Below are 25,095 nucleotides of genomic sequence, written 5' to 3'. Positions count from 1 at the left end.
CTGGTTCCGGGGGATTCCACATCTGGCCGACACAAGAGCGGAAATTCCGTGATACTGTATAAATCATCAGTATTTACCGCATGCAGAGGCCTACCTTGACACTCGACTCCCTCCCCCGCGGCGTATGGCGAGCCACGGAAATGCCGGATGCTCATGGTGCAACCCTTCCTACAGGGCACACGGTCTTGGACGCGGCCCTGCCGGGTGGTGGATGGCCGCTGCGCTCGGTCATCGATGTGCTGCAACCACAGCCAGGGGTGGCAGAACTCCGCCTTCTCAGCCCTGCCCTGGCTGCGGTCGCGGCGACGGGCGAGGACCTGGTGCTGGTGGGGCCTCCGATGCCACCCCATCCTGCGGGCATTCAGCAGGCGGGCATCGATGCATGCCGGCTCACCTGGATCGAAGCGGACACGCCGCTCGACAGGCTGTGGACCGTGGAGCAGTTGGTACGGGCCGGCAGCTCAGGTGCAATAGTGGCCTGGCTGCCTCGCGCCCGGGGGGATCAGATTCGTCGCCTGCAGGTGTGTGCTCAAGACTGCGCCGGGCCCGTGTTCCTCGTGAGGCCGGCCGAGGTGGCTCGCGAGCCCTCGGCGGCTCCGCTACGGGTATTGCTGGAGCCTGCGCTCGACTGGGAGATCCACCTGCAGCTGCTCAAGTGCCGCGGTAGCGTCAGCGGTGTTCGCCTCACGATACCGACCGTCCCTCCTGCCATCGAGCCCATCTTGACTGCGCGCAGTCGCCGTCCGGCGGCACTCATCGCCTCGCGCAGAACCGCCCAGCCGCGTGCCAGTGGCCGGACACCCTCCCATGCTGTGGATCGCACTGCTCCCCTCCGCGCCGGCGTCTAGCACTCTCGCAGGCCTCGGGCTGTGGTGCCTGCAGTTCACGCCAAGGGTCGCCATCGCGGAACCGGCTTCTTCCAGGCCGGCGGTGGTCTTCGAAATCGAGAGCAGCGCGCGCCTTTTCGGTGGCAAGCGCCAGCTGGTGCGGCGCCTCCGGGACGAAGCGCGTGCGCTCGGCGTTGAGAACGCGGCCTGGGCACCGACCAGCCTTGGCGCGCTGGCGCTTGCGCGGGCTGGCCTGCGCAACGGATTCGGTCGTCCGCTGGCAGAGATCCTGGATCCGCTGCAGCTGGACACGCTGGGCGCTACGCTGCCGCACGCGACAACACTCGAAAGCCTGGGCTGCCGCTCCCTTGGGGCCCTGCGGGCCCTGCCCCGCGGCGGCGTGGCGCGGCGGTTCGGCGCCCCGCTTCTGGAGGCTCTGGACACTGCCTACGGACTGCAGCCGGCAGTACACACCTGGTTGACGATTCCGGAGCGGTTCGACGCACGGCTGGAGCTTCCCCAACGGGTTGAGCAGGCCCCCGCCATGCTCTTCGGCGCACGGCGGCTGCTCATCCAACTCTCGGCCTGGCTCGCGGCGCGGCAATGCGGGACCACGGCGATCACGTTGGGCTGGGCCCACGACGCCATGCGCAGCAAAGATGCCGGTGCCGGCGGCGCGCTCACCGTCAGAACCGCGCTGCCCACACGCTCGGTCGAGCATCTGTTGCGACTGCTTGGCGAGCATCTGGCCCGGGTGACGCTGGCCGCTCCCGTGGGCGACCTGCAGCTTGCCGTGGGCGAGGCTGACGTCGTCCCGCAGCCCATCGAGAGCCTCGCCTTGTTGCCCGATACCAGAGTTTCTGCGAAGAGCCTCGGCCTGGCGCTGGAGCGGATTGCCGCGCGCCTCGGGCCGACCAGCGTACTTCGGGCACGGATCGTGGAGGACCATCGGCCCGAGCGAATGTCGCGGTGGGCCCCGGCCGGCGCGCCGAGCCCGCGGGCCCGCGCCAGATGTACTTCGCTGCCCCAACCCACTTTTCTGTTGGCTGAGCCGCTGCGGCTGGCCCTGCGAACGGGCCAGCCGCTCTACCAGGGTCCGTTGCTCCTCCTGGCCGGCCCCCACCGGATCGAGGGTGGGTGGTGGGCGGGCGATTCGTCCAGCGATTCGCCAGCGGGCGGCCGGCCTGGGGTCACGACGCGGGACTACTGGATTGCGCTCACCGAGCGCGGCGCAGCGCTCTGGCTTTTTCAGACACGGCTCGCCGGCGAGGCTGGTCATTGGTTTTTGCACGGTCATTTCGCATGAGCGACGACGAGACCCCGAGCAGATCCGCCGGCGTGCCGGACTACGCAGAGCTCCGATGCGCCAGCAGCTTCTCCTTTCTCGTCGGCGCGAGCCACCCGCACGAGCTCGTCGAGCGCGCCGCCCAACTGGGCTACACCGCCCTCGCGCTCGCTGACGAATGCAGCCTGGCTGGCATCGTGCGCGCGCACGTCGCGGCGAAGCAGTGCGGCCTGCAGAAGCTGCTGGTCGGAGCCCAGTTCAAAGTGGCGCCGGATCGCGGCATGCCGCCCTGCACGCTGACCGTGCTCGCATGCGACTTGGAGGGCTACGGGAACTTATGCGCCTTCATCACGCGGCTGCGCCGCGCTGCATCCAAAGGCACCTACCGGCTCGCAGCAGCGGATCTCGCCGGCGAGGATCTCGCGCGCTGCGTCGTCATCTGCTCCCCGGAGCGCATGAGCGAGGCCTTCCATCTACAGGCGCTCGCGCAGTGGCTGCTGCGGCACTTCATGGGCCGCTGCTGGATCGGCGTGGAGATGCTGCGCCAGATCGATGACGAAGCATGGCTTGCACGGCTTCGCACCACGAGCGAGGCCTCGGCATTGCCGCTGGTGGCCTCCGGCGACGTGCATTTCCATGTGCGTTCCCGCAAGCCGCTTCAAGACACGATGACAGCGGTACGGCTGGGGCGCCCTCTGGCCAACTGCGGCCTGGATTTGCAGCCGAACGCGGAGCGCCATTTGCGGACCCGGTTGCGTCTCGCGCAGACCTATCCGGCCGGGCTGCTCGAAGAGACACTGCGCGTCGCCGCGCGCTGCAATTTCAGCCTAGACGAACTCCGCTACAACTACCCCGCCGAGGTGGTTCCGCCGGGCGAGACGCCGGCATCGCATCTGCGCCGCTTGACCTACGAAGGTGCCGCCCGGCGTTGGCCGGCCGGCATTCCGCCCAAGGTGCAGGAGATCGTTGAGCACGAGCTCGCACTCATCGAGGACCTCCGCTACGAGCACTACTTCCTGACCGTTGCCGACATCGTTGATTTCGCCCGCAGCCGCGGCATCCTCTGCCAGGGGCGCGGGTCGGCCGCGAACTCGGCGGTTTGCTACTGCTTGCACGTCACTGAAGTGGATCCCGCGCGCATGAGCGTGTTGTTCGAGCGCTTCCTCTCACGCGAACGGAACGAGCCGCCCGACATCGACATCGATTTCGAGAACGCCCGGCGCGAGGAAGTGATTCAGTACCTCTACGGGAAGTACGGCCGCGAGCGCGCAGCCTTGACTGCCGTGGTTACCAGCTACCGTCCGCGCTCGGCCCTGCGCGACGTCGGCAAGGCCTTGGGCTTCGATGAGGGGACTGTCTCAGCGTTGGCCCAGGATCACCAATGGTGGGAAGACGATTCGGTGCGCGACGAGCAGCTGCAGGCGCTCGGCCTCGATGCAGAAGATCTGCGCGTGCGCCAACTCCTGGAGCTCACCGAGCAGCTGCTCGGCTTCCCTCGTCACCTGAGCCAGCACCCTGGCGGCTTCGTGCTGACCCAGGATCCTTTGTGCCGCATGGTGCCCATCGAGAACGCCGCCATGGAGGACCGCACGGTCATCCAGTGGGACAAGGACGACCTCGACGCTGCCGGCCTGCTCAAGGTCGACGTGCTCGCGCTCGGCATGCTGACCGCGATCCGGAAAGCCCTGGTGATGGTCGGCCAGATCCGAGGCCTGGACGATGCGCTGGACCTGCAGGACATCCCCGCGGAGGATCCCGCGACCTACGAAATGCTGTGCCGCGCCGACAGCATCGGGGTGTTCCAGGTCGAGAGCCGTGCGCAGATGAGCATGCTGCCGCGGTTGCGCCCGAGATGTTTCTACGACCTGGTCGTTCAGGTGGCCATCGTACGCCCGGGCCCGATCCAGGGCGGCATGGTGCATCCATACCTGGACCGTCGGCAGGGCCTGGTGCCCGTGACGTACCCCAGCGATGCCCTGCGCGAAGTGCTCGGGCGCACGCTCGGCGTGCCGGTCTTCCAGGAGCAGGTGATGCAGTTGGCGATCGTGGCCGCGGGGTTTTCCGCCGGCGAGGCCGATGGTCTCCGGCGCGCAATGGCCGCCTGGAAAAGGAAAGGCGGGCTGAAGCGGTATCACGCGAAGCTGGTGGACGGCATGTTGGCGCGAGGGTACGAGCGAGAGTATGCAGAGCGGGTGTTCCAGCAGATCCACGGCTTCAGCGAATACGGCTTTCCCGAAAGCCATGCCGCGAGCTTCGCGCTGCTGGTCTATGCGAGCAGCTGGATCAAGCGGCACCACCCAGCGGCATTCCTCGCGGCGCTGCTGAACTCGCAGCCCATGGGCTTCTACGCCCCCTCGCAGCTGGTGCAGGATGCGCGGCGGCATGGCGTCACAGTGCGGGCACCGGATGTGCTGCACAGCGGATGGGACTGCACGCTGGAAGACTTGCCGCACGCGCCCGCGGTGCGTCTCGGGCTTCGGCTGGTGAACGGTTTTGGTCAAGCCGCTGCCGAGCGCATCGAGGCGGCTCGGGCGGAGCGGCCGTTTCAGGATGTCGAGGATCTCGCGCTGCGCGCGAGCCTGGACCAGCCCACCCTGCGCGTCCTCGCGGGCGGTGATGCCCTGGCCAGCCTGGCCGGGCATCGACGTCAGCAAGTCTGGGACGCGGCCGGCCAACACGCGGCGCCGGCTCTGCTCCGCGATGCACCTGTCGGCGAGGCCATGCTGGAGTTGCCTGAGGCGCCGGAAGGCGACGCAGTGGTGCAGGACTACTCAGCCCTGGGCCTGACCCTTAGAAGCCATCCTGTAGCGCTGCTGCGGCCGCAGCTGCGGCGCTACCACACGGCGGAGCAACTGGCGAACGTGCGCGATGGCTTTCGACTTGCAGCCTGTGGCCTGGTCACGCTTCGACAGCAGCCTGGTACGGCGAAGGGCACGATCTTTGTTTCGATCGAGGACGAGACGGGCACGGTGCAGGTGATCGTGTGGCCGCATGTGCGGGACACGCAGCGCGATGTTCTGCTACGCGCGAAGCTGCTGGGCGTCTACGGCATCTGGCAGCGAGAAGGTGAGGTCTGCAACCTGATCGCCCGGAAGTTGGTCGATCTCTCGCCGCTACTGGGAAACCTTCGCCTAAAAAGCAGAGACTTTCAATGAATACCAGCAGAATTTTTTTAACATGCGCTAGACTGTCGAGTGCCGGCCCCAACAAAACCGGTCCTAACCATCAAAATTTTCACGGGAGGACAAATGTACGATTTTCATAATTCTCAAACTCCGCTTAATTCCATAGTGTATAGCACAGACGACAAGGGACTCGTTGCAATTAAGGGAAAATGGGAATGCACTATTGAATGCTCTGCCGATGACATAACTACGGCAGCTATCAGCAAAACCAAGTATTTTATAGTTATGGTACTCGGAAATGTAAAATATATTTACAGCGTCCGAGAATGGGTTTTTCACCCTGAGTCACCGGAAAAAGTCACCGCCCGATTCTCTCGTCGAGCAAAAGCTCATAGAACCAGGTTGAGCCCCGAAGTCAAGAGCACACCAAAATTTGCAGAATCTGAGTTAGAAAAGTATTTTCTCGAGAATTCGAATGAGGTGATAGATGCCCCCGAGCCTGGAACGGTTGCACTTGATATTGAAAGCGGTGCGGACGCAATAGCCGTCTTTTATGGGCTCGAGCGTTCACAGATTTCAATTACTATGCGGGATTTACGACAGCAATGAATCCGGCCCCGGCCTCGCGTGCTTCTTTGCGGTTGGGGCCCATCGTTTGAAGAGATCGTGCTTTGCGCCTCGTGGGTGGTGGACGCTCAGTAGTTCAGCATCGTCATCTGAGTGACGCGATACATAAATCGTTGTGGTAGCCAGGTGCTCATGCCCAAGGAGTAACTGAATCGTCTTCAAGGGCGCCTTGTGCTGATAGAGATGCGTTGCGAAGGCGTGCCGTAGCGAATGTGGGGTGAGATGCAGGCCAATCATGGCCGCATATCGCCCCACCATTCTGCGTAGTTGGGAATACTGATAGTCTGGATGTGTTCCTGCACTGACGAACAGTCTGTCGGTCGCCGTGGCCCGGTGCCCTCCAGTTCCAAGCAAGGTCCGGCGCACGGCTTTGTATTGCGCAATCCAATGGCGCGCATGCTCTCCGAGGATCACCAACCGCTCCTTCGCACCTTTGCCCACCAGGCGCATGCCAGGCGCATCAGGCACTTGGGCGACGTGGAGGCCTAAAAGCTCAGCGGAGCGCAATCCAGCGCCATACAGAAGTTCCAGCGCAGCCCGATCCCGCACACCAATGGGAGTTCCGGTGTCCGGCAGAGAGAGGATGCGCCGCATCTGGTCCACCGACGGCACGGTGGTGAGGCGCATCGGCGGCGTGGCGCGGACCGCGACCAGCGCGGCCTCAAAGGACACGTCCACGATCCCCTCGGCTCTAGCCCAACGATAGAGCCGCTGTACGACCCACCGCTTTAATCGCACCGTGGCCGCAGATCTAAGTTCGCGAGCCTCCTGGAAATAGGCCTTCAGGTCATCCGCCGTTGCCCGATCCCACGAACGCCCTTCTCTGGCCAGAACCCATGCGTTGAAGCAGCGCAACTGGGTCTGCAGGGCACGCAGCGAGTCGTCCGCCAGACCCTCTTCAGCTGCGGCCTGCATGAGCAGGTCATCGAATCGAGGGTCCCACCCTTCCCCGCGGCCCTGGGTCTCGATGCCCGGCTCGCGCATTCCACCATCCATAAACACCTCTGCGACAGGCCGGCGCCACGGCGTTGCCATGGCGTCGGCGAGACGCACCCCTCGACTCGTTAAATGTAGATCAAATAAAGACTCCGCAGTCAAGCGGAAACCGTGTTCTCTGAAACCGACGCTTTTCGATGGCGACCGCGGCCGGCGATTTCTAGAGTTCGGCCCATGCCAACCCCCTCGCCAATCCTTCGAGCCGCAGTCGCCGCGCTTGCGGTCATGGCCGCACAGCACGCAACTGCAGAGGTTTCCGAGAAGATCGCCGCCCGGCTGAAGGCTGCGATCGCTGCGAATACCGGCGGCTCGGTCCGCGTGGATCAGATCAATTCCACCCCCATCAAGGGCATCTATGAAGTGCTCTCAGACAACGAGCTCTTCTATACGGATGATACCGGTCGTTACAGTTTTGTGGGAAGTTCGCTCATCGATACGGTTGAGCGGCGGGATCTCACCGCTGAGAAGCTCGATCGCCGCATGACGATCCCCTTCGACCAGCTGCCACTGCAGCACGCGATCAAGGAGGTCCGGGGCGACGGGAGCCAGGTCTTCGCCGTGTTCGAGGACCCCATCTGCCCCATCTGCCGGGTGTTCACGAAGTTCATCGACCAGATCGACAACGTGACGGTGTATCGCTTCATCTTTCCGGTCATCAGCCCGCAGAGCCAGAGCCTGGCTCGCATGGCATGGTGCTCGGACGATCGCCCTCGCACGTGGAAATCGATGATGGATGGCGCGCGGCCGCGCCTCGCAGAGACCTGCGACACCGCTGGCCTGGTCGAGATCCTTCGCACCGGGGAGCGCTTTCAGATCATCAACACGCCGACGGTCGTGCTGGCCAACGGGAAGCGGCTGGTCGGCGCCACGCCGCCCGAGCAGTTCCTCGCGGAGCTCGACAAGGGCGGACGGGCCGCGGCGAGAGGGGTGCCGCGATGACGCCCTGGACCTCTCTTCCTGCCAGCTGCGTCGCGGCCATGGCGGCGGTGATCGCTGCAGGTCAGGCCCGCGCACAGGAGATCACCGAGGTGACCTGGTCGCCGATGCGCGAGGTGGTGTTCCACAGCAGCAAATTCCCCTCCTCCGGCACGGAGGCAGACCGCCAAATACTGCGGAGCATCTGGGCCAGGGAATTGACCTCGACACGCAAGTCCGCGGACGGACAACCGCTTCCTTCGTTCGCCCTGGTCGGCGACGTGCAGCGCGGTGGCCGAAAGGTCGTGTTCTCGATGTTCAGCGCAGCCGGGACCGATCGCTGCGAAGACCCGGAGAACGGCGCACAGGTGACGGACATCTACTCGGTGTGCAGTCTGCGTGTGACGCCCTGGCCCATGCAGGGCCGCCAGGTCGCCGATCTGCCGGGGTACTGCATGATCTTCGGCACGCAGCGGGACAAGAGCCGCATCGAGTACGCATTCGATGCTGGTGAAAGTCTGCTCCGCCTGCGCGCCATCCAGTTCGGCAAGGTCGTGCCGGCCTGCAGCCGCTCGCTGCGCCTCGGCTGACGACATGGCGCCGCCACGCATGTCCCGGGCTGCGGCCCTTCTCCTGGCCGCGGCGCCCATCGCCGCGCTGGCGGTCATCGTTTCCGCCGCAGAGATCATCGCATCGATAGAGCGCTCGCCAAACGCCAGCCCGTGGCTGCGGCAGAACGCCGCGGCCGTGGCAAACCTCGCGATCAACGTGGAGAGCAGCGGCGAGACGACCGCATTCAACGGCTCATGCTGCTACGGCGTCCTGCAAATGGCCCAGGGCAACATCACGCGCTACGCTGGCGTGACGCCAGAGGAGTACCGCCGGCAGTCTCTCCAACAGCAGGTCGACGCCTGGTCGGCGCTGACCTCCGATGCCCTGCAATCGCGCGTGGTTCAGGACCTCCTGGCGCTGGGCACGTTCGATGGCCGTCCGGTCGATGGCAATCTCGTGCTCGCGTGCGTCCAGCTGGGGATCGGCAACTGCCGAACGATGCTTCGCGCCGGCCGTTGCTCCGGCTTTGCCGACAGCAACGGCACCACGATCTGCGGCATGGCCGACCGCATCGCCAGCGGTACCGCCGGAGGCACCCCGACGGCACCGGGTGGAGGCGGAGGCAGCGGGAGCGGATCAGGGGGCGGCTCGGGGTGGCAGCCCGCCTTCGGCTCGTGCGTGCGGGACGCGGGTGGCGCATGCGTACCCGTGGCGGAATCCATCCAGCGAGGATTCGAGCGCGGCTCAGGGCAGCAGATGGCAAGCGTCAGGACCGTGTCGATCGCCGTGGCGGTCGCCGCCTGCTTTCTCGTGGTGGGCTACGTGGTGATGGGCGTGCTGCAGCGGTTCGGTGCAGGCCAGATCTCGCTGGTCGATCTCAAGCGCTACACAGTGGTCGCAGGCCTCACGCTGACGCTCGTACTCGTCGCGCTCATGATCCTATGACGGTCGCTCCCACTCGACGCGCCGCAGTGGCGCTCGCGCTTTGCCTGTGGCTCCAGTGCGCCAGCGCAGGCCCCGAAGCCTGCCTTCGCGGGAACAGCCGCTCCGAACCATGCCAGCGCATGCTGCAGGACTACTGGCGTCACGAAGCGGCCATCACTGCGATCGCCCGGCACTATGGCCTTGAGCCTGCATTGCTCAAAGCGCTCGTTGCCGTCGAGAGCGGCTACAACGCGGCGGCTCGATCGCCCGCCAATGCTCGCGGCCTGACCCAGGTGCTGCCCTCCACCGCCGCCGGCGTGGGCCTGCAACATCCCGAGCAGAACCTGTACCGCCCGGAGCTCGCTCTGGCGGCGGGAGCAGCCTACCTGCGCCAAATGTGGTTCGAGTTCCGCGCGTGGGATCTCGCGCTGGCTGCATACAACGCCGGGCCCGGCGCCGTGCGCAAGCACGGCGGCATACCGCCCTATCGCGAAACGCAGGCCTACGTGCCGAAGGTCCTGGCCCTCTACCGCGAATTCGCCCTGGCCGAAACGCTGGCCGCGTCCCGCTCAATGCCCCAAGGAAACACCCCATGAACCTGCGCGCCTGCGCCTTGGCGGCCGCATCGCTCGCCCTATCTTGTGCTGCGACGGCGGCAGAGCCCATGGAGATCTCGCAGACCCGTAGCGCGCTGCTCGCTTCGAACATCGCGATCACGTGGAAGGCGAGTGTCGATGAGCTCGGCCAGTTGCTCGCCGACCGCCTCGGCGTTCCCTACGCCCGAATTTGCCCGCCGGAGCCAGGCAAGGTCGTCGTGCTGGAGCAGCTCGGGTCCGCCACCGTGTCCGATGCGCTGCGCACGGTCAACGCACAACTGCAGCCGTCGCAATCGCTCTCGATCGCCGCCACCACCACCGGCCCGCGCGTCGAGCTCGCGCGCACTGCACCGCAGGCAACGCTGCCTGTGCGGGCCGAACAGGCAGGTTGCGACCAGCAAGCACTCCTGGAACTCGATGCGCGCAGCAGGGCGGTGGCCACCGTGTCGCTCCCAACGACGACACCCACACCTCCAACGGCGAGATACGTCCTGCGCGCCGGCGAGCCAGTACATGCCGAGCTCCAGCGGTGGGCCGAAGCCGCAGGCTGGAAGCTGATCTGGTACCCCCAGGTTTCCTGGGAAGTGATCTCGGCCTCCGCGTACAGCAACGAGCTCGAGGTGTCCGAAGCCGTCGAGGCCGTCGTGAAGATCTTGCGCTCGGAGGGCAAGCAGATCGCCCTGTCGGTCGCTGCCGCCAACCGCCTCATGGAGGTCACGTCCATGGACATCACCGATCGGAGCGAGAGCGATGAAGAATGAACGACGCGGTCGACGCCTCGTCTGCGGGCTCGTGGCCACGACCTTGGTCCTGCAGGCCTGCTCCACCATTCAGGAGACGGAAGCGAACGCGCAGAAAGCGCGGGAGCAGACACGCCGCATTTTGGACGAGCGTACCGCCCAGGGAGCACCCGCCGGCGTGACCCGGCTGGCGGGCCCGCGCATCGCCGGGCGAGAGATCAAGCTCGTCAAGAAGGAGGCGCTGCCCGACATCTTCGACGCAGAGATCGGCTATGCGAGCCATGGAACGCAGCGCCTGAGCGAAGTGCTCGAAGAACTCGGTGCACGAACCGGCATGGCGATCTCGTCCACTGAGATCGCGAGCATGCCGCGTACCGGACAGGCCGCGCAGGCGAGCGCCGGCAGCGAGCAGCCCATCACCACGTACGTTCAGGTCGAGTTCAGCGGGAAGGTCCGCAGCCTTTTCGACGACCTGGCACAGCGCGCCGGCGCCAGCTGGCGGTACGTGAAGTCGACGAACTCGGTGCAGTTCTACCGATTCGAGACACGCACATACCCGATGCACCTCCCATCCGGAGCCAAGTCGCTGCAGGCGGCGATCAGCCTGTCGTCCACGAGCTTGAGCAGCGGTGGCGGCAGCGGCTCGGCCGGAGGCGCGACAGGCGGGGGCGGCTCGTCTGGAGGAGCCGGAGGCGGCGGAAACGTCTCGGTGACGCAGAGCCAGGTCATCGACCCATGGACGTCGATCATGGCGTCGGTGCAGGCCATCCTCGGTGCGAGCCAGGACACGACGGCCACCGGCCGCGCTGTGCCGGCGCTGGCCGCGGGCGCCAGCGGTGCAGCGCCTACCGCAGCGAGCAAGCTCTCCGCATCCGGACTGGATGGCTTCGCGACGGCCGCGCCGGAGCTCGGCATCGTCACCGTCACGGCAAGGCCACTCAGCCAGGCCCGCATCGCAGCCCTCCTCCACTCGATCAACCAGCGTTTCGCGCGCAACCTCCTCATCGACGTGACGATCTACAACGTCTCGATGACCAAAGAGGAGACTGCCGGCGTGTCCATGGACCTGGTGTACCGGCGCCTCAACGGCAATGGAGTGGGCGTCGCCGGCGCGGCGCCGCTGCAGCCAGCGAACGGCCAGCCCGGGCGCATCACCCTGAGCTTCACCGACCCCGCTTCGCGCCTGGCCGGCTCGCGCATGGTTGCCGAAGCACTCCAATCCGTAGGCAACGTGGCGCTCTACAAGAAGGGCCAATTCATGGCCATCAACGGCCAGCCCAGCCCGTTCCAGGTGGTTGATGACGAGGAGTACAACACATCGGTGTCGGCCACTCAGACCGCCAACGTGGGCACACAACTCGCCACGCAGAAGGCCGTGCTCACCACGGGCCTTACCGGCAACGTGCTGCCGCTGATCCTGGGGGACAACCGGATCCTGTTGCAGTACCAGATGGAGATCAGCGCGGTCAGCAACATGAACCCGGCGGTGGTCAACGGCATCCTGACCTACTCCCCCAAGCGCTCGCGCCAGAGCTTCCAGCAGCAGGCGTTCCTGAAGGACGGCGATGCCATCGTGCTCTTCGGCTACGACAGCGGCGGCGATGAGGCCGCCGGCCAGGTGTCGCTCTCGGGCGGCAGCAAACGGGGCCGCGGCGACCGGACCATGTCCGTGATCGTCATGCAAGTCTTCGGGGGGCAGAAGAATGGCTGACGGAAAGTCCATCGCCTGGGGATTGCTGGCGGCCGTCGCCCTGGCAGCAGGCGCCCACGCGCAGCCCAGGACGCTCGCCGATCGCGCGGCCGAGGCCGACGTCACACTGGAACTGCTTCAAAAGGACCGGCAGATCCAGGACATGCTCGCGACCGACCCGATCCTGCGGCAGCTACCCACGGTGGTATCGGTCGTCGTGCTGCAGGGCAAACGCACTGCGCGGCTGGCGATGCCCAACGGCGTCATCCAGACGTTCGAGGAAGGCGACGAGATCGCGGACCGGATGCACCTGCGCAGCGTAGCGCTGCGCATGGTGCGCGTGATGATCCAGCCGCTGCCGAACGCGAAGAGCCGCGCTCCTGTCTCCCTGCCCCTGAGTTTCCACGCGGCGCGCACCACGGGCACGCCGGGATACCCGGGTGGCCTGCAGGGCGCAGGCGCCGGGCCCATGAGCGCGGTGCAGATGCCGGGCATGCCAGCCGCGCCGCTGGCGATTCCGCCTGGCCTGCTCCAGGCGCCACCAGCCATACCCGCCACGCGGCCGCCCACGGAGCAGCCGATGTCGGCACCGCGGGCCGATGCATCACAGGCGGCCGCTGGTTCGCCTTCGACATCCCCCTGAGCGCCGGCATGAGGTCATGTATATGAAGTGGTTCGGACGATCTGGCGTGCGCAACGGCGGAGACGCGGACGGCCAGCTGGACGAGGCAGCGTCGAGCGCTGGAGCGGCCAGCGAGGTTCTCGAAATCGGTGGCATGCGGTTGGCGATCGCGCTGGCATGGACGGTAGTCGAGAGCACTTCCGAGGGACGACGATTCGCCGGGAAGAACAACGCCTACCTGGTCAAAGACGTCGGTGGCGAGACCGTAGCGGCCGCGGGCGGCCGACAGGTGATAGGCATGCTCGCGGGCGGAGCGGTCGTCGGCCACGTCGTGCCCAACGCCTTCGTCTACCACCCGCTGCCCAACCACCGATTCTGGATCTGCCTCATCCGCGATGGGGTGCCCTACCCTGCCTACGACCAGGTCGTTCCCGCCGCCGACGCGGCGCAGCTCTACACCAACGCGACCTCCATGGCAGCTGCCGACACGCGGATGATCGGCGACACGGCGCCCGCGGCGTTCACGCTCGAGGAAGTGCTTGCCAAGGTGCGATCGCTACCTCGCAAGGAACTCGAGACGCTCCGGCTGAAGAAGAACGGAGTCCAGCTGCGAACCGTCGTTGCCCTGGCCGCGCTGGTCGCGGCTCTCGCTGCTGCGGCGCAGGTTGCCATCCAATACCAGGACCAGCTGCGCAGCGAGCGCAAGCGGCAAGACATGATGCGGGCGCTCCTGCAGAGCCAACAGGAGCGGGCGGCGGAGGCCACACGCATCGCAGCGGCCAAACAGGCCTATGAGCAGAACGTCGCGCGGCAGCGGGCGCTGTTCCGATCACACAGCACGGTGCTTCCTCAATGGCAGCAATGTGAGGTGCTGCGCCAGCGACTTCCTCTTTCGGACTGGGGGTATCGCCCGTCCAAGCTGACTTGCGACTTCGGCGCCGGCAAGGCCACCGTCGAGTGGCAGCCGGTAAACCTTCAGACGCGGGTCGCTGACCGGGCCCACCTGCCGGGGATTTTGGACCCACTCGACATCGGTACCCGCATCGTGTCCACCTTCGACATGCCGCAGCTGGACGTCAGCGAACCAGAAGATCGACGCGTCGAGCTCAAGTCGGTGCGCATGGCCATCGCCGATTGGGGCCAGGCCCATCTCAGCGGCGGCATGCGCCAGGGAACCGAGGAGGTCGTCACCGTGACGCCACCTGCTGACATCGCGGGACTGGACGGCGTTCACAGCGTCACGCTGGGGTCCAAGCAAACCGTCGACGTCTCGGCGACCACGAGCCGGCACGTGCTCATGCTCGGCGAGGCCATGCGATTCCTCAACACGTTTCCCATCACGTTCACGCAGATGGTGTGGTCGTCGCCCAGCGCGCCCGGCGCCCAGTTCGCCGGCACATCCACCCTCTTCATTCGGCAGTAAGGACAGGTCTCATGGAATTGGGCATCTCTTTCAGATTACCGTCGCGCGGCGCTACGCCGGTGGCACCGACCCGCGCCGGCGCAGCCGACACCGCGCGACCCGAGGCCGAACGCGCAAGCCGCTTGTCCGAGAGCCAGGAGCGCCAGCGTCAACTCGAACAGATCGCGTTCAAGGAGGCCACGCAGCTGCCTGAAGGCGACTACATCAACCTGTTCACGCTCAAGCGGCCCGTCTCGGAGATCCACAGAGCGACGTTTGCAGCGATCCGTAGCGAGTTGTTGGTCGACCAGAAGGTCATGGCTTCGGGACAGTTCCTGGACAATCCCAAGACGGCCGGCTCGCGCAGGTTCAGCACCTATCTGCTGATGCCCCCGGCGGCGTACCTTTCAGCCAGGGCGATGATGGACGTCGCGCAGCGGCTGGAAGAGGACGGGCATACCAACATTCGTCCGCTGCTCACCACCACGGAACTGATCCAGGCCGTGCACCACCGCGCGAACCGTGGTATCGACAGCGGCAACAGCATCCAGACAACCACACAGGACGCAGCACGCGAACTTCTGCTGGAGGCCGACAGCCTCCAGTCATCGGACATCCACATCGAGACGCGCGGAGACGTCGCCGTGGTCCAGTTTCGGGTCCACGGACGACGCCAGCGGAGGGCCGACATTTCCCGCGTGACGGCCGAGGCGATCGCGCATCTGCTCTTCAATTTCGAGTCTGCCGACGGGGCCCGAAAAGGCAGCTGGAATCCGAAAGAAGTGAAGGACACGTCGTTCGACGTATGGGAGGATCCCGCCGAGCGCACGAAGCGCCTCATGCGCGTGCGCTTCCACTCCACGCCAATCCATCCAGAGGGCAACTTCCAGATCGTCATGCGGCTCTTGCGGCCTGCGGCCAGGACGGGCGGCGCGCGGCCCCTGGCGCAAATCGGCTACACCCAGGACCAGCTGGCGCAGATCGAGGAAATGCTGGTCGGTGGATCCGGCCTGGTGCTGATGGTCGGGCCTACCAATTCCGGCAAGTCGTCGTCGCTGCACAGCTTTGTCGAGCATCTCTTCCAGACCCGCGGCCGGCACATCAAGGTGACGACCATCGAGAACCCGGTCGAGAACGAACTCCTGGGTGCTTGCCAGATCTCGGCAAGCAAGGACAACTTCCAGGCGTACCTGGAGGCCTCGCTACGGCAGGATCCTGACATCGTCATGGTAGGTGAGATCCGCGAGAAGCTGGCGGCGCTGACGGTGAAGGACCTGGTGCTGGCCGGGCACAAGATCCCGGCCACGCTCCACGCACACTCGGCCACGGCAGCGTTCTCCCGGCTCATGCAACTGGGCGTGGAAAAGGACCTGTTGACCATGCCCGGTTTCATCTCCGGCGTGGTGTATCAGCGCCTGATCCCCACTGTGTGCCCCCACTGTGGCCACGACTTCAAGTCCGCGCATCAGAACGGCCTGGTGTCGAAGTCCCTCTTCGATCGCCTGACGTCGGTCTGCGACCTGCAGGAGCACCACGTCCGCTTCGTCAACAGCGAAGGTTGCGTCGAATGCGGCCACTCCGGAATTGTCGATCGGACACCGGCGGCAGAGGTGCTGATCCCCGATTCCTCGTTTCTGAACCACATCAAGAACGACGACCTCGGCGCTGCCCGCGACCACTGGCTTCGCATACTCGGCAAGCCGGCAGGCTACGGACTGGGCGCTACCGCCCTCGCCCATGCGATCCTCAAGATGCGCCAGGGGCAGGTAGATCCCCGTGACGTCGAGACCGAACTCGGTGTTCTGCGAGACGAGAGTTCCCGCTGACCATGATGCGATTCAAGGCCCTCTACAGACTGCGGCTGACGTCGGCCGTGCGTGCGGACTTCTACTCCGTTCTCGCGTCGCTCACCGGGACAGCCGGGCGCATCCCGCTCGGCACGGCGCTTGTGAAGATGGAGTCGGAGTTGCGCAAGCAACGGCACCTGCTGCGGCCGTTGCTTCAAGAGGTGATCCGCCGGATGCATGGGGGACGCCGTCCCATCGACGCTGCCAGCGGTCACGGTGGGCGCACCTCGCTCAAGCTGGGGGATGCGCTGCTCACATTCGTCCCGGCCGCCGAGGCCATGATGGTCAAGGCCGGCGAAGAGCGCGGCGACGTATCCACCGGTCTGAAGCAAGCTGCAGTGATCGCCACCAGCCAGGCGGAGATCCAGTCCATCATCCGCGCCGGCCTGTTCCTGGTGACGGTGTACGCCGTGGTCATGGTGGGCATCTACTACTTCTACTCCGCGGAGATCATCCCCGAGCTCGAGCGCGCGGTACCGCGTGCGAAGTGGCCAGCGAACGCGCAGGCCTTCGCCTACGTCGCCGACCACATCTTTTTCTTCAGCGCCGGGCTCTTCGCGCTGCTGGCCGGCGTCTGGCGAGTCTTCATCCTGCTCAACGCCAATCTCACGGGTGCCACGCGAAATGCCCTGGACGCCTACGTCTGGCCTTTCACCATGAGCCGGCGGCTGCACTGCTTCGCGGTTCTGAGCGGCCTGAGCGGCTTCGTCAAGACCGGCGTGCCGTTCCAGACGGCAATCGACAGCCTGTCGAGCTCGGCCAGCCGGTACATGCGGCACAAGTTCCAGCTGGTACGCCATGAGATCAAGCTGGGCCGGCCGGACTACGTCGCGCTTCTCTCCTGCGATCTGTTCCCTGCGGACCGCGCATGGATCATCAATCTGTACGGCCAAACAGCCGACTTCGGTGCGTCGCTGGAACACATCGCCGATGGCTACATCGACCACCTGATCAAGAGCGCAAAGAAGACCACCGAAATCATCAACGTCCTCGGAATCATGTGCGTCGCCGCACTGGTGATGTGGATCTCCAGTGCCCTGTACTCGATGCAGGGCGCCATTCGATAACCCCCAGCAAGGAGCACATCATGAACGCACACATCCCCCATTCCAATCCCCGCCGCCCGTCACACCAGCGAGGCGTGAGCATGATCGAGGTCGCCGTCTGGAGCGTGATTCTCGGCGTGGTCGTGGCCACGGTCCTCAGCTACTTCAACGGCGTCAAGGGCGGCTACAACGCCGGCGCCGCGGGCGAGAAGATCATCCTGCTCACCAGCGAAATCACGAAGAACTGGTCGCGGGCCAACGACTACTCGACCGTCTCCCCGACCGAGGTGAACAAGCTCTCGCTCATCAAGAGCCCGCTCCGATACGACAGCGGCTCGCTCTACGACGGAGCCGGAAACACCATGGACCTGAACGGCTCCCGCATCTCCTTCGCACTCACGGTTGGGGGCAGCAGTTTTCCCCTGAACAAGGACGACTGCGCCACGATCGTCTCAAGGATCGAGCCCGTTGCCGTGGCGATCCGCATCGGGAGCAGCGCTGCCGCCTCCGCCGGCGTCATCAGCGGCGGCAACGTCTACAAGAGCGGCGGCGACATCACGCAGACCGGGCTCACGACCGGCTGCTCTGAGCCGTCGCCGAAGATCGCAGCGCAGTTCCGCTGACCTCTCCTCTCGCGCCGCCCGCACGGGCGGTGCATGACGCAACCACCGGGCTCGCCATGGACAGCACCGTCAAACCCTTCCTCGACGCGATCACCGACGTGCGCGCCAGCATCAACGAGCCAGGCCGCAGCCTGCAGTTCCCTGGACCCGTCGTCTTGCAGCCCGAAATCCAGCCGTATGTGGCCGGGCTGCTCAAGCACTTCATGGAACTTCAAGCCGTGGACGCGACCTTGCATCATGAAGGCCTGGTTTGGCGTGGCCACCTGGACCGCAGCGTGGTGGACGGGCCATGGGTCAACTTCCGCAAAATGCCCGAGCAGCCGCCGACCCTGGACACGCTGCCATCCCCCTTGCCAACCGTAATTCGCGAGTGGCTCCTGAAGCCTTCACACAGCGAAGGGGGCCTGATGCTGGTGGCCGGCCCCACCGGGGCAGGGAAGACGACGACGGCGTCTGCGACCGTCATATCGCGCCTCCAGCTGCTAGGCGGTTTCGCTACGACCGTCGAGCAGCCGCCGGAGCAGCCGCTTAACGGCTGGCACCACGGGGCCACCAAAAGAGGCTATTGCTCCCAGGCCTGGGTGAAGATCGAAGGCGAAAGTCCGTGGGCCGCGGCGCTCACCGGAGTGCTCCGCTCCCAGGCGGCCGGCACGCCGACGATGCTCTTCGTCGGTGAGATCCGAGAGGCCGAGGCCGCCCGGGTCGCGCTGCAGGCCGCGGGCAACGGGTTCCTGGTCATCTGCACGTCTTTCGCCACGGACACGGTGTCTGCCGTGAGTTCCTTTGCGAAGTGCCTGGACAAAAGCCAGCAGGAGATGTTCTCTCTGCTCCTGCGAGGTGTCGTGTTTCAGAAGCTCGACGGAAAGCTCCTCACGGCCAAGCTGCTGGAATCCACGTTGGCCGTGCAGCAGGCGATCGCCGCTGCAAAGTACGCATCGCTCGAAGGCGAGGCTCAGCGCCAGGCCAATGAGCGGATGCTTCTCGGCACCAGGTTCGCCACGCATTGATCATGTGGATTCTCCTTCCAGCCATCTTCTTGACCTGCCTGCTGACAGCCTTCATCGGCGCACGGGGAGACGCCGGCGCATCCGAGATCCGCACCCGCGCAAACGAAGAGCTCATGCACTACAGGACCTTCATCGCCGCGGCAGATCTGTATTTCAGGTCCCACGCCGCGCCTGCGACCTCCACCCGCTACACCTGGATCCAGCTCAAGGTGTCGGCGCCATCGGGGATGAGTGAGGCCACGATGCGCGATGACTGGTATGCCGTACGCGACGCGGACGGATCCTGGGCTGCATGCACCCAACTGCGTGAGGAAGCGGCCCGGAAGGTGGCGGGCCTGTTCCCCGATGCAGGCGGGCCCCGAGCGCCCTCACCGACCACCCTGCTTGCCCTTGGGGATCAGGCAGCGGCCGCCGCGGCTACCTCCCTCTGTGAACGAGGTGCGTCATGAGGCGGCGGCACCAGGGAACCTCGCTCCTCGAAATCGCCTTGGCGCTGATTGTCCTCTCGCTGGTGTACGTCAGCGCGATGCCATGGATCACCCGTCAGCAGGATGCCGTCGCGGCCAAATCGGTCTCCACCGACCACACCCAGTTCGCGGCCGCGGCGCGGGCCTACTTCGAGGCGAACCGGGCCGCGTTCGTCACGGCCATGAAGGATGGGACCGGGGCCGACAAGCTCTGCCTGGTCAACGTTGACCCGACCAGCGGTACCGGCACCCCGACCTACGCGGCTTCCCTGCATCGATGCGCCATCGATGCGAGCTTTCTCCAGCAGCGCGCGGCGCTGCCGTCGACGGCCAGCGGGACAAACGCCTACGGAGAGTCCTGGGTAGCTGTCTTTCGGCTCGTGTACGACGGCGCATCACCGTCGCAGCCGACCGGCGGCGTCGAAACGTGGATCACCTCCGCGGCCCTGGGTGGCGCCTCACCCATCTCGGCCGCGCCCTACCCCTACGACCGCGCCGCGACCGCTGCCGGGTTCCTGGAGGGCAACGGCGGCGTGGTCGCTGACAAGGACCGCTCCACGTGCATTTCCTCCACGAGCGCGAACCGCTTCGAAGCGTGCGGCGCCGGTTGGCGCGTCGATTTGAAGAACTTCCTCACCTCGGACGAACTCGCGCAGTTCGCCGCAAGGCTCAACAACTAAACGGCACCACCAACATGAAAAGCATCATCGACAACGACACGTTCGGCCGGTTCGTGGTCCAGACCTTCCATCAGGGGGAAGGCAAGCTCTACACCGATGCCTACATCCAGCCGGGTAAGCCGGTCCGTGTGCGGTTGGGAAGTCATCGCTGGGCCGACCTCGAGTACATCGTGGGTGACCAGAAGGAAAAGCGGAACCTGGTCTTCAGTGCCGAGGACTTCGACGCGCTCATGGCCAACCTGTTCCAGAAGCTCACGCACCGCGCCGGCGAGCCGGCCAGAAAGTGGCAGGACCTGGTCGCGCAAGCGAACGGCTGCCTTCACCCCATGATCACCCTCTCGGCGCCCTCTCCCGCAGGCGAAACGACCTTTCGCGTACGGTTCACCCTGCAGCGCCAGGACATGGGCGGCTACGGGTTGATGCTGCGGTGTCTGCGGCCCGTGCCGGAATCGATCGAGGAGCTCGGGCTTCCCAGCACCGTGCATGCGCTCTGCCAGGCCGGGCACGGCCTGGTGCTCGTCACCGGCCGCACTGGCGCGGGCAAGAGCACCACCACGGCCGCGCTTATCCACCAGATCAACCGGAGCACGACGTCGAACATCGTGGTGATCGAGCAGCCGATCGAGTTCATCCATCGCCCGGACAAGGCCCGGTTCACCTATCGAGAGGTCGGTGTCGACGTCGACACGTACGCCAATGGTGTGGAGCAGGTGTTGCGATATGTCCCCGACGTCATCAGCATCGGAGAGATCCGGGACCCCGAGACGATGCGTGCCGCGGTGCGGGGGGCCGAATCGGGACACCTGGTCTTCGGCACCATCCACGCCGCGAACACCACGGGCGCCATCCGCAAGGCACTGGGCTATCTCGATTCGCCCGGCGAAAAGCTCTCCTTCGCGACCAACCTGGTCGGCGTGATCGCGCAGGCGCTCCTTCCGGCCAAGACCGGTACCGGCAAGGCGCTGGCATTCGAAGTGATGGATTTCACGACAAAGCGCAGCGGCACGACGCCGCTGGCCGAGACGGTGGAGAGGATGCTCTCGGCCAAGAGCGACGGCACCGAGCTGCGTCAGTTCGAGACGGACTTTCTGAGCTCGTCCAACCTCGGCATGGGCAACAGCCCGTTCATCCAGAGCGTGGTTACTCTCGTGCGCAAAGGACATGTCGACGCGAAAGCGGCGCTGTCGTTGCTCACCGACGCCGCAAGCATGCAGCGGCTGAATGATGCGGTTGTGAAAAAATAATACAGCGCTATCCTTTTCCGACATTCGCACTTAACCTCTCGTATCCCAAAGGGTCGGCCAGGTCCTAACGATAAATTATGGGGTGCGACAATCACCGAGTGCGACAGCCTTCAACCTGTCGTGAAATTCTTTACTGTTTAAGTAAAGATCTCGTCTAAAGCTATGACGAAGCTCTCCGGTCTTCTTGTTCTTTTTCGCTTTATGGAAAGCAGTAGGTGTTGTGGACTTAGACTTTTCGGAAATTATGCTTTCACTGAGTCGGTTGAGCTCAGCAACCTTTTGCTTTATATCCGACTCTCCCATCGTGCTGTGAACGCCTCCAAGTATTGTCACATAGCTCATAATAGAGAAGTAGATGCTCGGATTAACCTTTTGCCGCTTCTCGATATTTTCTTTTGCCAGAATCAGATAGACTTGGTATCCAATATGGAAGTTATTTAACACAGACGGATTTTCGATCTCTATATCAGAAAAATCGTTCTGACTGAATAACTTCCTTCGATTACCTTTCGATGGATTCCCATTGGATGCATAGACAAGACGTAGGAATAAATTTCGTTCTATAACGCTATTTTTATCTATATACCCCATTTCAACGCCGTCAGCAAACTCACCTCTCTTTCGTTCGTAAAGAAGGCCAAAAAGCTCAAATACCTTCTTTTGAATATTTTGATGGATCACTTCGTTGGCGAATTTGTCGGCATTTATAACTGGTGTTTGTTTGTTGGTGGCATTGGATATCTCATCGATGAGCTGCCTTTTTCCATGGTCACTTTCGTTGTTGATGAGTGTAATGATTTTTACCAATACCTCCTTGCCGCGAAAAACTTCATCAGCTTCCTCGGGAGATCGGTCCGCGTATATCCTGCTTAAGGTGTAAGATGTTTGTCCGCCGTTTATAATCTGAGGATTCTTGACTATAAGCTGCGCTTTGTTTTTCTGCCCAATTCTTTCGTTGATGAAAGTCTCATCGGAAAGCATTGTAATTCCATTGTTATAAAGCGCAAACTCGTTTGTTTCAGAATCAATTATCGTTTGACGAATGGATTCGTTAACGCTCTTCCCCTCTAATTCCAAGTAACTTCGCGGATTGTACTTCAATACGGAGTTTTTATACTTGTGCATTATTCTCGCAATCTCAATTGCAGGCACAAATAAAACAGTAATCTCGCAGTCACTAATCTTGGTTGTGACGGTGTAGCTTATCTTAGATCCAGAGCTCTTGTTTGACAGGTCAATTGGAATGCTCAGATCGCCAGCAGTAAAGAATGAGCCTGCAACAACAGGAAAAACTAACTCTTCGTAGCACCGGTTGAAGTCAAATATCTCGACGGGGTGGCCTCCCGTGAGAATTTTTAACTTTTCTTTCGGGATTTCTGAAGTATTTGCGAGTACTACGACGACGTACTTATAGCGCGCCACGTCGGCAATATTGTTGACTTCCCGCTGCAGTTGTTTTATTTTTCCCGAATACTCGTTGCCAGCCTCATCCATGGTCTCTCCATCGAGTATTCTATTTATGTCCATCCGTAGTATTTCATCGAGACTGATGTTTTTGCTTTCGAAATTCTCCGCGGTACTTCTGAATTTTGACTGGATTAAATATATCTTTTTATTATCCTGGTCGATGTAGTAGCCGTCTATACCGCCGTCATATGCCCCATCGGTAACTAGAAATTCCCGGTCTTCGAAAGACAGAATCCCAAAAGAAACCTTAAAATACAAATGGATCAGCGCGCGGGCTCTGGCTTGATTGATCTTCTCGAGTTCTAGCGCATCGGGTTTGTATTTTTTTAAATGCTTTTCCGACGCTTCTGATCGAATCTGATCCAGAATTCTCAAGAGAATTTGATACTTCACTGTCATGCCTTCCTCCTCCGTTTCAAGAATGCATTGTGCTTCAGACTTGCTTGTTCGGGAGCGACTCGGGGCCCTCTCACAACCGCTGCCAGCCAGTTTTTCCGGCGTGCCGTCAAGATTCCAGCGCGCCGAATGCGCTCGGACACCTGGACGTGGGGCGGGACGCTGGCCATGCCCCGGGGGCCACCCCCCGCGTCAGAATAGTTGTCGCCTCGATAGGACTCCGGTGTTCGGAGTTCATGAAGGTAGTAGGAGGCTGTGTAGTTGTGGTCGAAGGTCTGCGTGGTGGGCAACGCGAAGCGTTGTCCACGGCAAGCGGGCCGGTGCGCGCAGCGCATCGTCCACAAATGCACAGCCTTGCAGGTGCCTTCAGGCGCCGGCCCGCTGCCGTGTGTTCACCCCGGGGGCGAAGAGCGAGAAGCCAGTTGGCACGATACGGACAAGCATTCAAAGACAGAGCGGTGGGCAGGTTGCTGCCACCGCACAGCGCCACGCCCGATGAGCTGGCGCGTGAGATCGGCGTGAGTGCCAGCACGCTGGAGCGTTGGCGTGCAGATGCGCTGGCTCAGCCCGCGCGCGAGCGCCACTGGACGGCCGCGGCACGGCTGGACGCGGTGCTGACGACCGCGGCAATGGACGAGGCGGCCAAGAGCGCCTGGTGCCGCGAGCACGGCGTGTACCTGCAGGATCTGGCCCATTGGCGCCAAGCGGCCACCGCGGCGCTGGCCGAACCTGAGGAGGCCCGCGCCACGCCGCAGGCCACGCGCGCGGACCGCCAGCGCATCAAGGAACTCGAGCGCGACCTGCGTCGCAAGGACCGGGCGCTGGCGGAAACCGCGGCGCTCTTGGTGCTATCAAAAAAGCTCGAGGCGATCTTGCCCGGGGACGAGGACGAATGATCGGCCTGCAAGATCGCCAGCAACTGGCCCGCGACATCCAGATCGCCCACGACAGCGGCGCGCGGCTGCACCTGGCCTGTCAGGTCGCCGGTATCGACGTGCGCACGCTGCAGCGCTACAAGGCTGCGGGTGGGCTGGCCCAGGGCGATGCACGGCCCCAGGCGCTGCGCCCCACGCCAAGCCATGCCTTGACCGAGGCCGAACGCCAGCGGCTGGTTCAGGTGGCCAACGCGCCGCGCTTTGCCGACGTGCCGCCGGCGCGCATTGTGCCCATGTTGGCCGACGAGGGTGTCTACCTGGCCAGCGAATCGAGCTTCGCGCGGGTGCTGCGTGCGCACGGGCAGAACGCTCATCGCGGTCGCGCCCGATCGCCGCAGGCCAGCCGCGCGCCCAGCACCCATGTGGCCACGGCGCCCGGCCAGGTGTGGTGCTGGGACATGACCTATCTGCCGGCCCGCGTCGCCGGGCGCTGGTTCCACCTGTACCTGATCATGGATCTGTACAGCCGCAAGATCGTGGGCTTCGAGGTGCACGACAGCGACCAGGCCGAGCATGCCGCACGACTGGTGCGCCGCACGGCGCTGGCCGAGGGCATCGCCGCGCGCGCCGACAAGCCAGTGCTGCACGGCGACAACGGAGCCACGTTGAAGGCCACCACGGTGCTGGCCATGCTGCATTGGCTGGGCGTCAAGCCTTCGTACTCGCGCCCCCGCGTGAGTGACGACAACGCCTTCGTGGAAAGCCTGTTCCGTACCGCCAAATACCGCCCTGAGTTCCCCGCCAGCGGCGGCTTCGACGATCTGGACCAGGCACGCCAGTGGGCCAGCGGCTTCGTGCATTGGTACAACTGCGAGCACCGCCACAGCGCGATCGGCTACGTCACGCCGACGCAGCGCCATGCCGGGCAGGACCAGGCCATCCTGCAGGCTCGCCATCACCTTTACACCCAGGCCCGACAGCGCAACCCCGCGCGCTGGTCGGGCAGCACCCGCAACTGGGCGCCGGTCCAATCGGTCACGCTCAACCCTGAGCGCGACGGCATCGCCGATGCCGCGGCGACCGCATCGAATACGCAGCCTCGGGCTGCTTGATCGACGCGACAACTATCTTGACATGCTCCG

The 25,095-nt window shown here is 64.0% G+C and carries 22 protein-coding genes; 20 read left to right on the top strand and 2 right to left on the bottom strand.

Features of this window, described 5'->3' with window-relative positions; translation table 11 throughout:
* Positions 1–80 precede the first annotated feature (80 nt).
* The 4 genes from imuA to T336_RS26675 all read left to right on the top strand — a co-directional run bounded on the left by imuA (position 81) and on the right by T336_RS26675 (position 5,846).
* The gene (gene imuA, locus T336_RS25175) at positions 81–848 is read left to right on the top strand and encodes a translesion DNA synthesis-associated protein ImuA (protein WP_280513498.1); all 768 of its coding nucleotides are present in this window, start codon (positions 81–83) and stop codon (positions 846–848) included.
* Positions 808–2,133 carry a Y-family DNA polymerase gene (locus tag T336_RS0113295; protein ID WP_026432923.1) on the top strand — a complete coding sequence of 442 codons (1,326 nt, stop codon included), beginning with the start codon at positions 808–810 and terminating at the stop codon, positions 2,131–2,133. Before imuA ends, T336_RS0113295 begins: the two co-directional genes overlap by 41 nt.
* Entirely contained in the window at positions 2,130–5,267 is a 3,138-nt protein-coding gene (locus T336_RS0113290; protein ID WP_026432922.1) for an error-prone DNA polymerase, read from the top strand. The genes T336_RS0113295 and T336_RS0113290 overlap by 4 nt, the downstream gene beginning before the upstream one ends.
* Positions 5,268–5,360: 93 nt before the next feature.
* Positions 5,361–5,846, top strand: a complete 486-nt coding sequence (locus T336_RS26675; RefSeq protein WP_156957857.1) for a hypothetical protein — start codon at positions 5,361–5,363, stop codon at positions 5,844–5,846.
* On the opposite strand, the gene T336_RS26095 is transcribed toward T336_RS26675, so the two are convergent.
* Positions 5,832–6,917 carry a tyrosine-type recombinase/integrase gene (locus T336_RS26095; protein WP_244883939.1) on the bottom strand — a complete coding sequence of 362 codons (1,086 nt, stop codon included), beginning with the start codon at positions 6,915–6,917 and terminating at the stop codon, positions 5,832–5,834. The two genes, T336_RS26675 and T336_RS26095, sit on opposite strands and share 15 nt — an antisense overlap.
* A gap of 117 nt (positions 6,918–7,034) precedes the next feature.
* Here T336_RS26095 and T336_RS0113280 point away from each other — a divergent pair, with 117 nt between their 5' ends.
* The 15 genes from T336_RS0113280 to T336_RS0113210 all read left to right on the top strand — a co-directional run bounded on the left by T336_RS0113280 (position 7,035) and on the right by T336_RS0113210 (position 21,215).
* The gene (locus T336_RS0113280) at positions 7,035–7,799 is read left to right on the top strand and encodes a DsbC family protein (protein ID WP_026432921.1); all 765 of its coding nucleotides are present in this window, start codon (positions 7,035–7,037) and stop codon (positions 7,797–7,799) included.
* Positions 7,796–8,365 (top strand): hypothetical protein, encoded by a 570-nt coding sequence (locus T336_RS0113275; protein WP_026432920.1) that lies wholly within the window; start codon positions 7,796–7,798, stop codon positions 8,363–8,365. The genes T336_RS0113280 and T336_RS0113275 overlap by 4 nt, the downstream gene beginning before the upstream one ends.
* 4 nt (positions 8,366–8,369) lie before the next feature.
* Positions 8,370–9,272 (top strand): hypothetical protein, encoded by a 903-nt coding sequence (locus T336_RS0113270; RefSeq protein ID WP_026432919.1) that lies wholly within the window; start codon positions 8,370–8,372, stop codon positions 9,270–9,272.
* Positions 9,273–9,391: 119 nt separating this feature from the next.
* Positions 9,392–9,847, top strand: coding sequence for a lytic transglycosylase domain-containing protein (locus T336_RS25170; protein ID WP_035225997.1), 456 nt, complete (start codon positions 9,392–9,394; stop codon positions 9,845–9,847).
* On the top strand, positions 9,844–10,608 hold the full coding sequence (locus T336_RS0113260; protein ID WP_026432917.1) for a toxin co-regulated pilus biosynthesis Q family protein: 765 nt from the start codon (positions 9,844–9,846) through the stop codon (positions 10,606–10,608). Before T336_RS25170 ends, T336_RS0113260 begins: the two co-directional genes overlap by 4 nt.
* Entirely contained in the window at positions 10,598–12,298 is a 1,701-nt protein-coding gene (locus T336_RS0113255) for a secretin GspD/PilQ domain-containing protein (RefSeq protein WP_026432916.1), read from the top strand. The genes T336_RS0113260 and T336_RS0113255 overlap by 11 nt, the downstream gene beginning before the upstream one ends.
* A complete protein-coding gene (locus T336_RS0113250) occupies positions 12,291–12,920 on the top strand; it encodes a hypothetical protein (RefSeq protein ID WP_026432915.1) in 630 nt (209 codons plus the stop codon). The genes T336_RS0113255 and T336_RS0113250 overlap by 8 nt, the downstream gene beginning before the upstream one ends.
* Positions 12,921–12,942: 22 nt before the next feature.
* Positions 12,943–14,322: a hypothetical protein gene (locus tag T336_RS0113245; RefSeq protein WP_244883938.1), complete on the top strand. Its 1,380-nt coding sequence runs from the start codon at positions 12,943–12,945 to the stop codon at positions 14,320–14,322.
* Positions 14,323–14,333: 11 nt separating this feature from the next.
* Positions 14,334–16,127 (top strand): GspE/PulE family protein, encoded by a 1,794-nt coding sequence (locus tag T336_RS0113240; protein ID WP_026432913.1) that lies wholly within the window; start codon positions 14,334–14,336, stop codon positions 16,125–16,127.
* Between the two features lie 2 nt (positions 16,128–16,129).
* Positions 16,130–17,215, top strand: coding sequence for a type II secretion system F family protein (locus T336_RS0113235; RefSeq protein WP_026432912.1), 1,086 nt, complete (start codon positions 16,130–16,132; stop codon positions 17,213–17,215).
* A gap of 20 nt (positions 17,216–17,235) precedes the next feature.
* Positions 17,236–17,817: a type IV pilus modification PilV family protein gene (locus T336_RS0113230; RefSeq protein WP_011795810.1), complete on the top strand. Its 582-nt coding sequence runs from the start codon at positions 17,236–17,238 to the stop codon at positions 17,815–17,817.
* 56 nt (positions 17,818–17,873) lie between these two features.
* Positions 17,874–18,824, top strand: coding sequence for an ATPase, T2SS/T4P/T4SS family (locus T336_RS0113225; protein ID WP_026432911.1), 951 nt, complete (start codon positions 17,874–17,876; stop codon positions 18,822–18,824).
* 29 nt (positions 18,825–18,853) lie between these two features.
* Positions 18,854–19,273 (top strand): hypothetical protein, encoded by a 420-nt coding sequence (locus tag T336_RS0113220; protein WP_244883936.1) that lies wholly within the window; start codon positions 18,854–18,856, stop codon positions 19,271–19,273.
* Between the two features lie 38 nt (positions 19,274–19,311).
* On the top strand, positions 19,312–19,971 hold the full coding sequence (locus tag T336_RS0113215) for a hypothetical protein (RefSeq protein ID WP_244883935.1): 660 nt from the start codon (positions 19,312–19,314) through the stop codon (positions 19,969–19,971).
* Positions 19,972–19,985: 14 nt separating this feature from the next.
* Positions 19,986–21,215, top strand: coding sequence for a type IV pilus twitching motility protein PilT (locus T336_RS0113210; protein ID WP_026432908.1), 1,230 nt, complete (start codon positions 19,986–19,988; stop codon positions 21,213–21,215).
* Positions 21,216–21,290: 75 nt separating this feature from the next.
* On the opposite strand, the gene T336_RS26090 is transcribed toward T336_RS0113210, so the two are convergent.
* Positions 21,291–23,081, bottom strand: a complete 1,791-nt coding sequence (locus tag T336_RS26090; RefSeq protein WP_084151429.1) for an AIPR family protein — start codon at positions 23,079–23,081, stop codon at positions 21,291–21,293.
* Between the two features lie 419 nt (positions 23,082–23,500).
* On the opposite strand from T336_RS26090, the gene T336_RS0113200 reads away from it, so the two are divergent.
* Positions 23,501–25,065 (top strand): IS3 family transposase gene (locus T336_RS0113200; RefSeq protein ID WP_156957856.1). Its coding sequence is split into 2 segments (ribosomal slippage): positions 23,501–23,930 and positions 23,930–25,065, totalling 1,566 coding nucleotides; the frame shifts between segments, so codons are not numbered across the junction.
* Positions 25,066–25,095: the final 30 nt, after the last annotated feature.

The sequence above is a fragment of the Paracidovorax oryzae ATCC 19882 genome, from assembly GCF_000687165.1.
GTDB lineage: Bacteria > Pseudomonadota > Gammaproteobacteria > Burkholderiales > Burkholderiaceae_C > Paracidovorax > Paracidovorax oryzae.
Note: the sequence above shows the minus strand (reverse complement) of the source record. Positions and strands in the feature narration are given on the sequence as shown.

Coding starts and splice junctions, on each gene's coding strand:
- imuA (WP_280513498.1), top strand. CDS start 81: ATGCAGAGGCCTACCTTGACACTCGACTCCCTCCCCCGCGGCGTATGG.
- T336_RS0113295 (WP_026432923.1), top strand. CDS start 808: ATGCTGTGGATCGCACTGCTCCCCTCCGCGCCGGCGTCTAGCACTCTC.
- T336_RS0113290 (WP_026432922.1), top strand. CDS start 2,130: ATGAGCGACGACGAGACCCCGAGCAGATCCGCCGGCGTGCCGGACTAC.
- T336_RS26675 (WP_156957857.1), top strand. CDS start 5,361: ATGTACGATTTTCATAATTCTCAAACTCCGCTTAATTCCATAGTGTAT.
- T336_RS0113280 (WP_026432921.1), top strand. CDS start 7,035: ATGCCAACCCCCTCGCCAATCCTTCGAGCCGCAGTCGCCGCGCTTGCG.
- T336_RS0113275 (WP_026432920.1), top strand. CDS start 7,796: ATGACGCCCTGGACCTCTCTTCCTGCCAGCTGCGTCGCGGCCATGGCG.
- T336_RS0113270 (WP_026432919.1), top strand. CDS start 8,370: ATGGCGCCGCCACGCATGTCCCGGGCTGCGGCCCTTCTCCTGGCCGCG.
- T336_RS25170 (WP_035225997.1), top strand. CDS start 9,392: ATGCTGCAGGACTACTGGCGTCACGAAGCGGCCATCACTGCGATCGCC.
- T336_RS0113260 (WP_026432917.1), top strand. CDS start 9,844: ATGAACCTGCGCGCCTGCGCCTTGGCGGCCGCATCGCTCGCCCTATCT.
- T336_RS0113255 (WP_026432916.1), top strand. CDS start 10,598: ATGAAGAATGAACGACGCGGTCGACGCCTCGTCTGCGGGCTCGTGGCC.
- T336_RS0113250 (WP_026432915.1), top strand. CDS start 12,291: ATGGCTGACGGAAAGTCCATCGCCTGGGGATTGCTGGCGGCCGTCGCC.
- T336_RS0113245 (WP_244883938.1), top strand. CDS start 12,943: ATGAAGTGGTTCGGACGATCTGGCGTGCGCAACGGCGGAGACGCGGAC.
- T336_RS0113240 (WP_026432913.1), top strand. CDS start 14,334: ATGGAATTGGGCATCTCTTTCAGATTACCGTCGCGCGGCGCTACGCCG.
- T336_RS0113235 (WP_026432912.1), top strand. CDS start 16,130: ATGATGCGATTCAAGGCCCTCTACAGACTGCGGCTGACGTCGGCCGTG.
- T336_RS0113230 (WP_011795810.1), top strand. CDS start 17,236: ATGAACGCACACATCCCCCATTCCAATCCCCGCCGCCCGTCACACCAG.
- T336_RS0113225 (WP_026432911.1), top strand. CDS start 17,874: ATGGACAGCACCGTCAAACCCTTCCTCGACGCGATCACCGACGTGCGC.
- T336_RS0113210 (WP_026432908.1), top strand. CDS start 19,986: ATGAAAAGCATCATCGACAACGACACGTTCGGCCGGTTCGTGGTCCAG.
- T336_RS26090 (WP_084151429.1), bottom strand. CDS start 23,081: ATGACAGTGAAGTATCAAATTCTCTTGAGAATTCTGGATCAGATTCGA.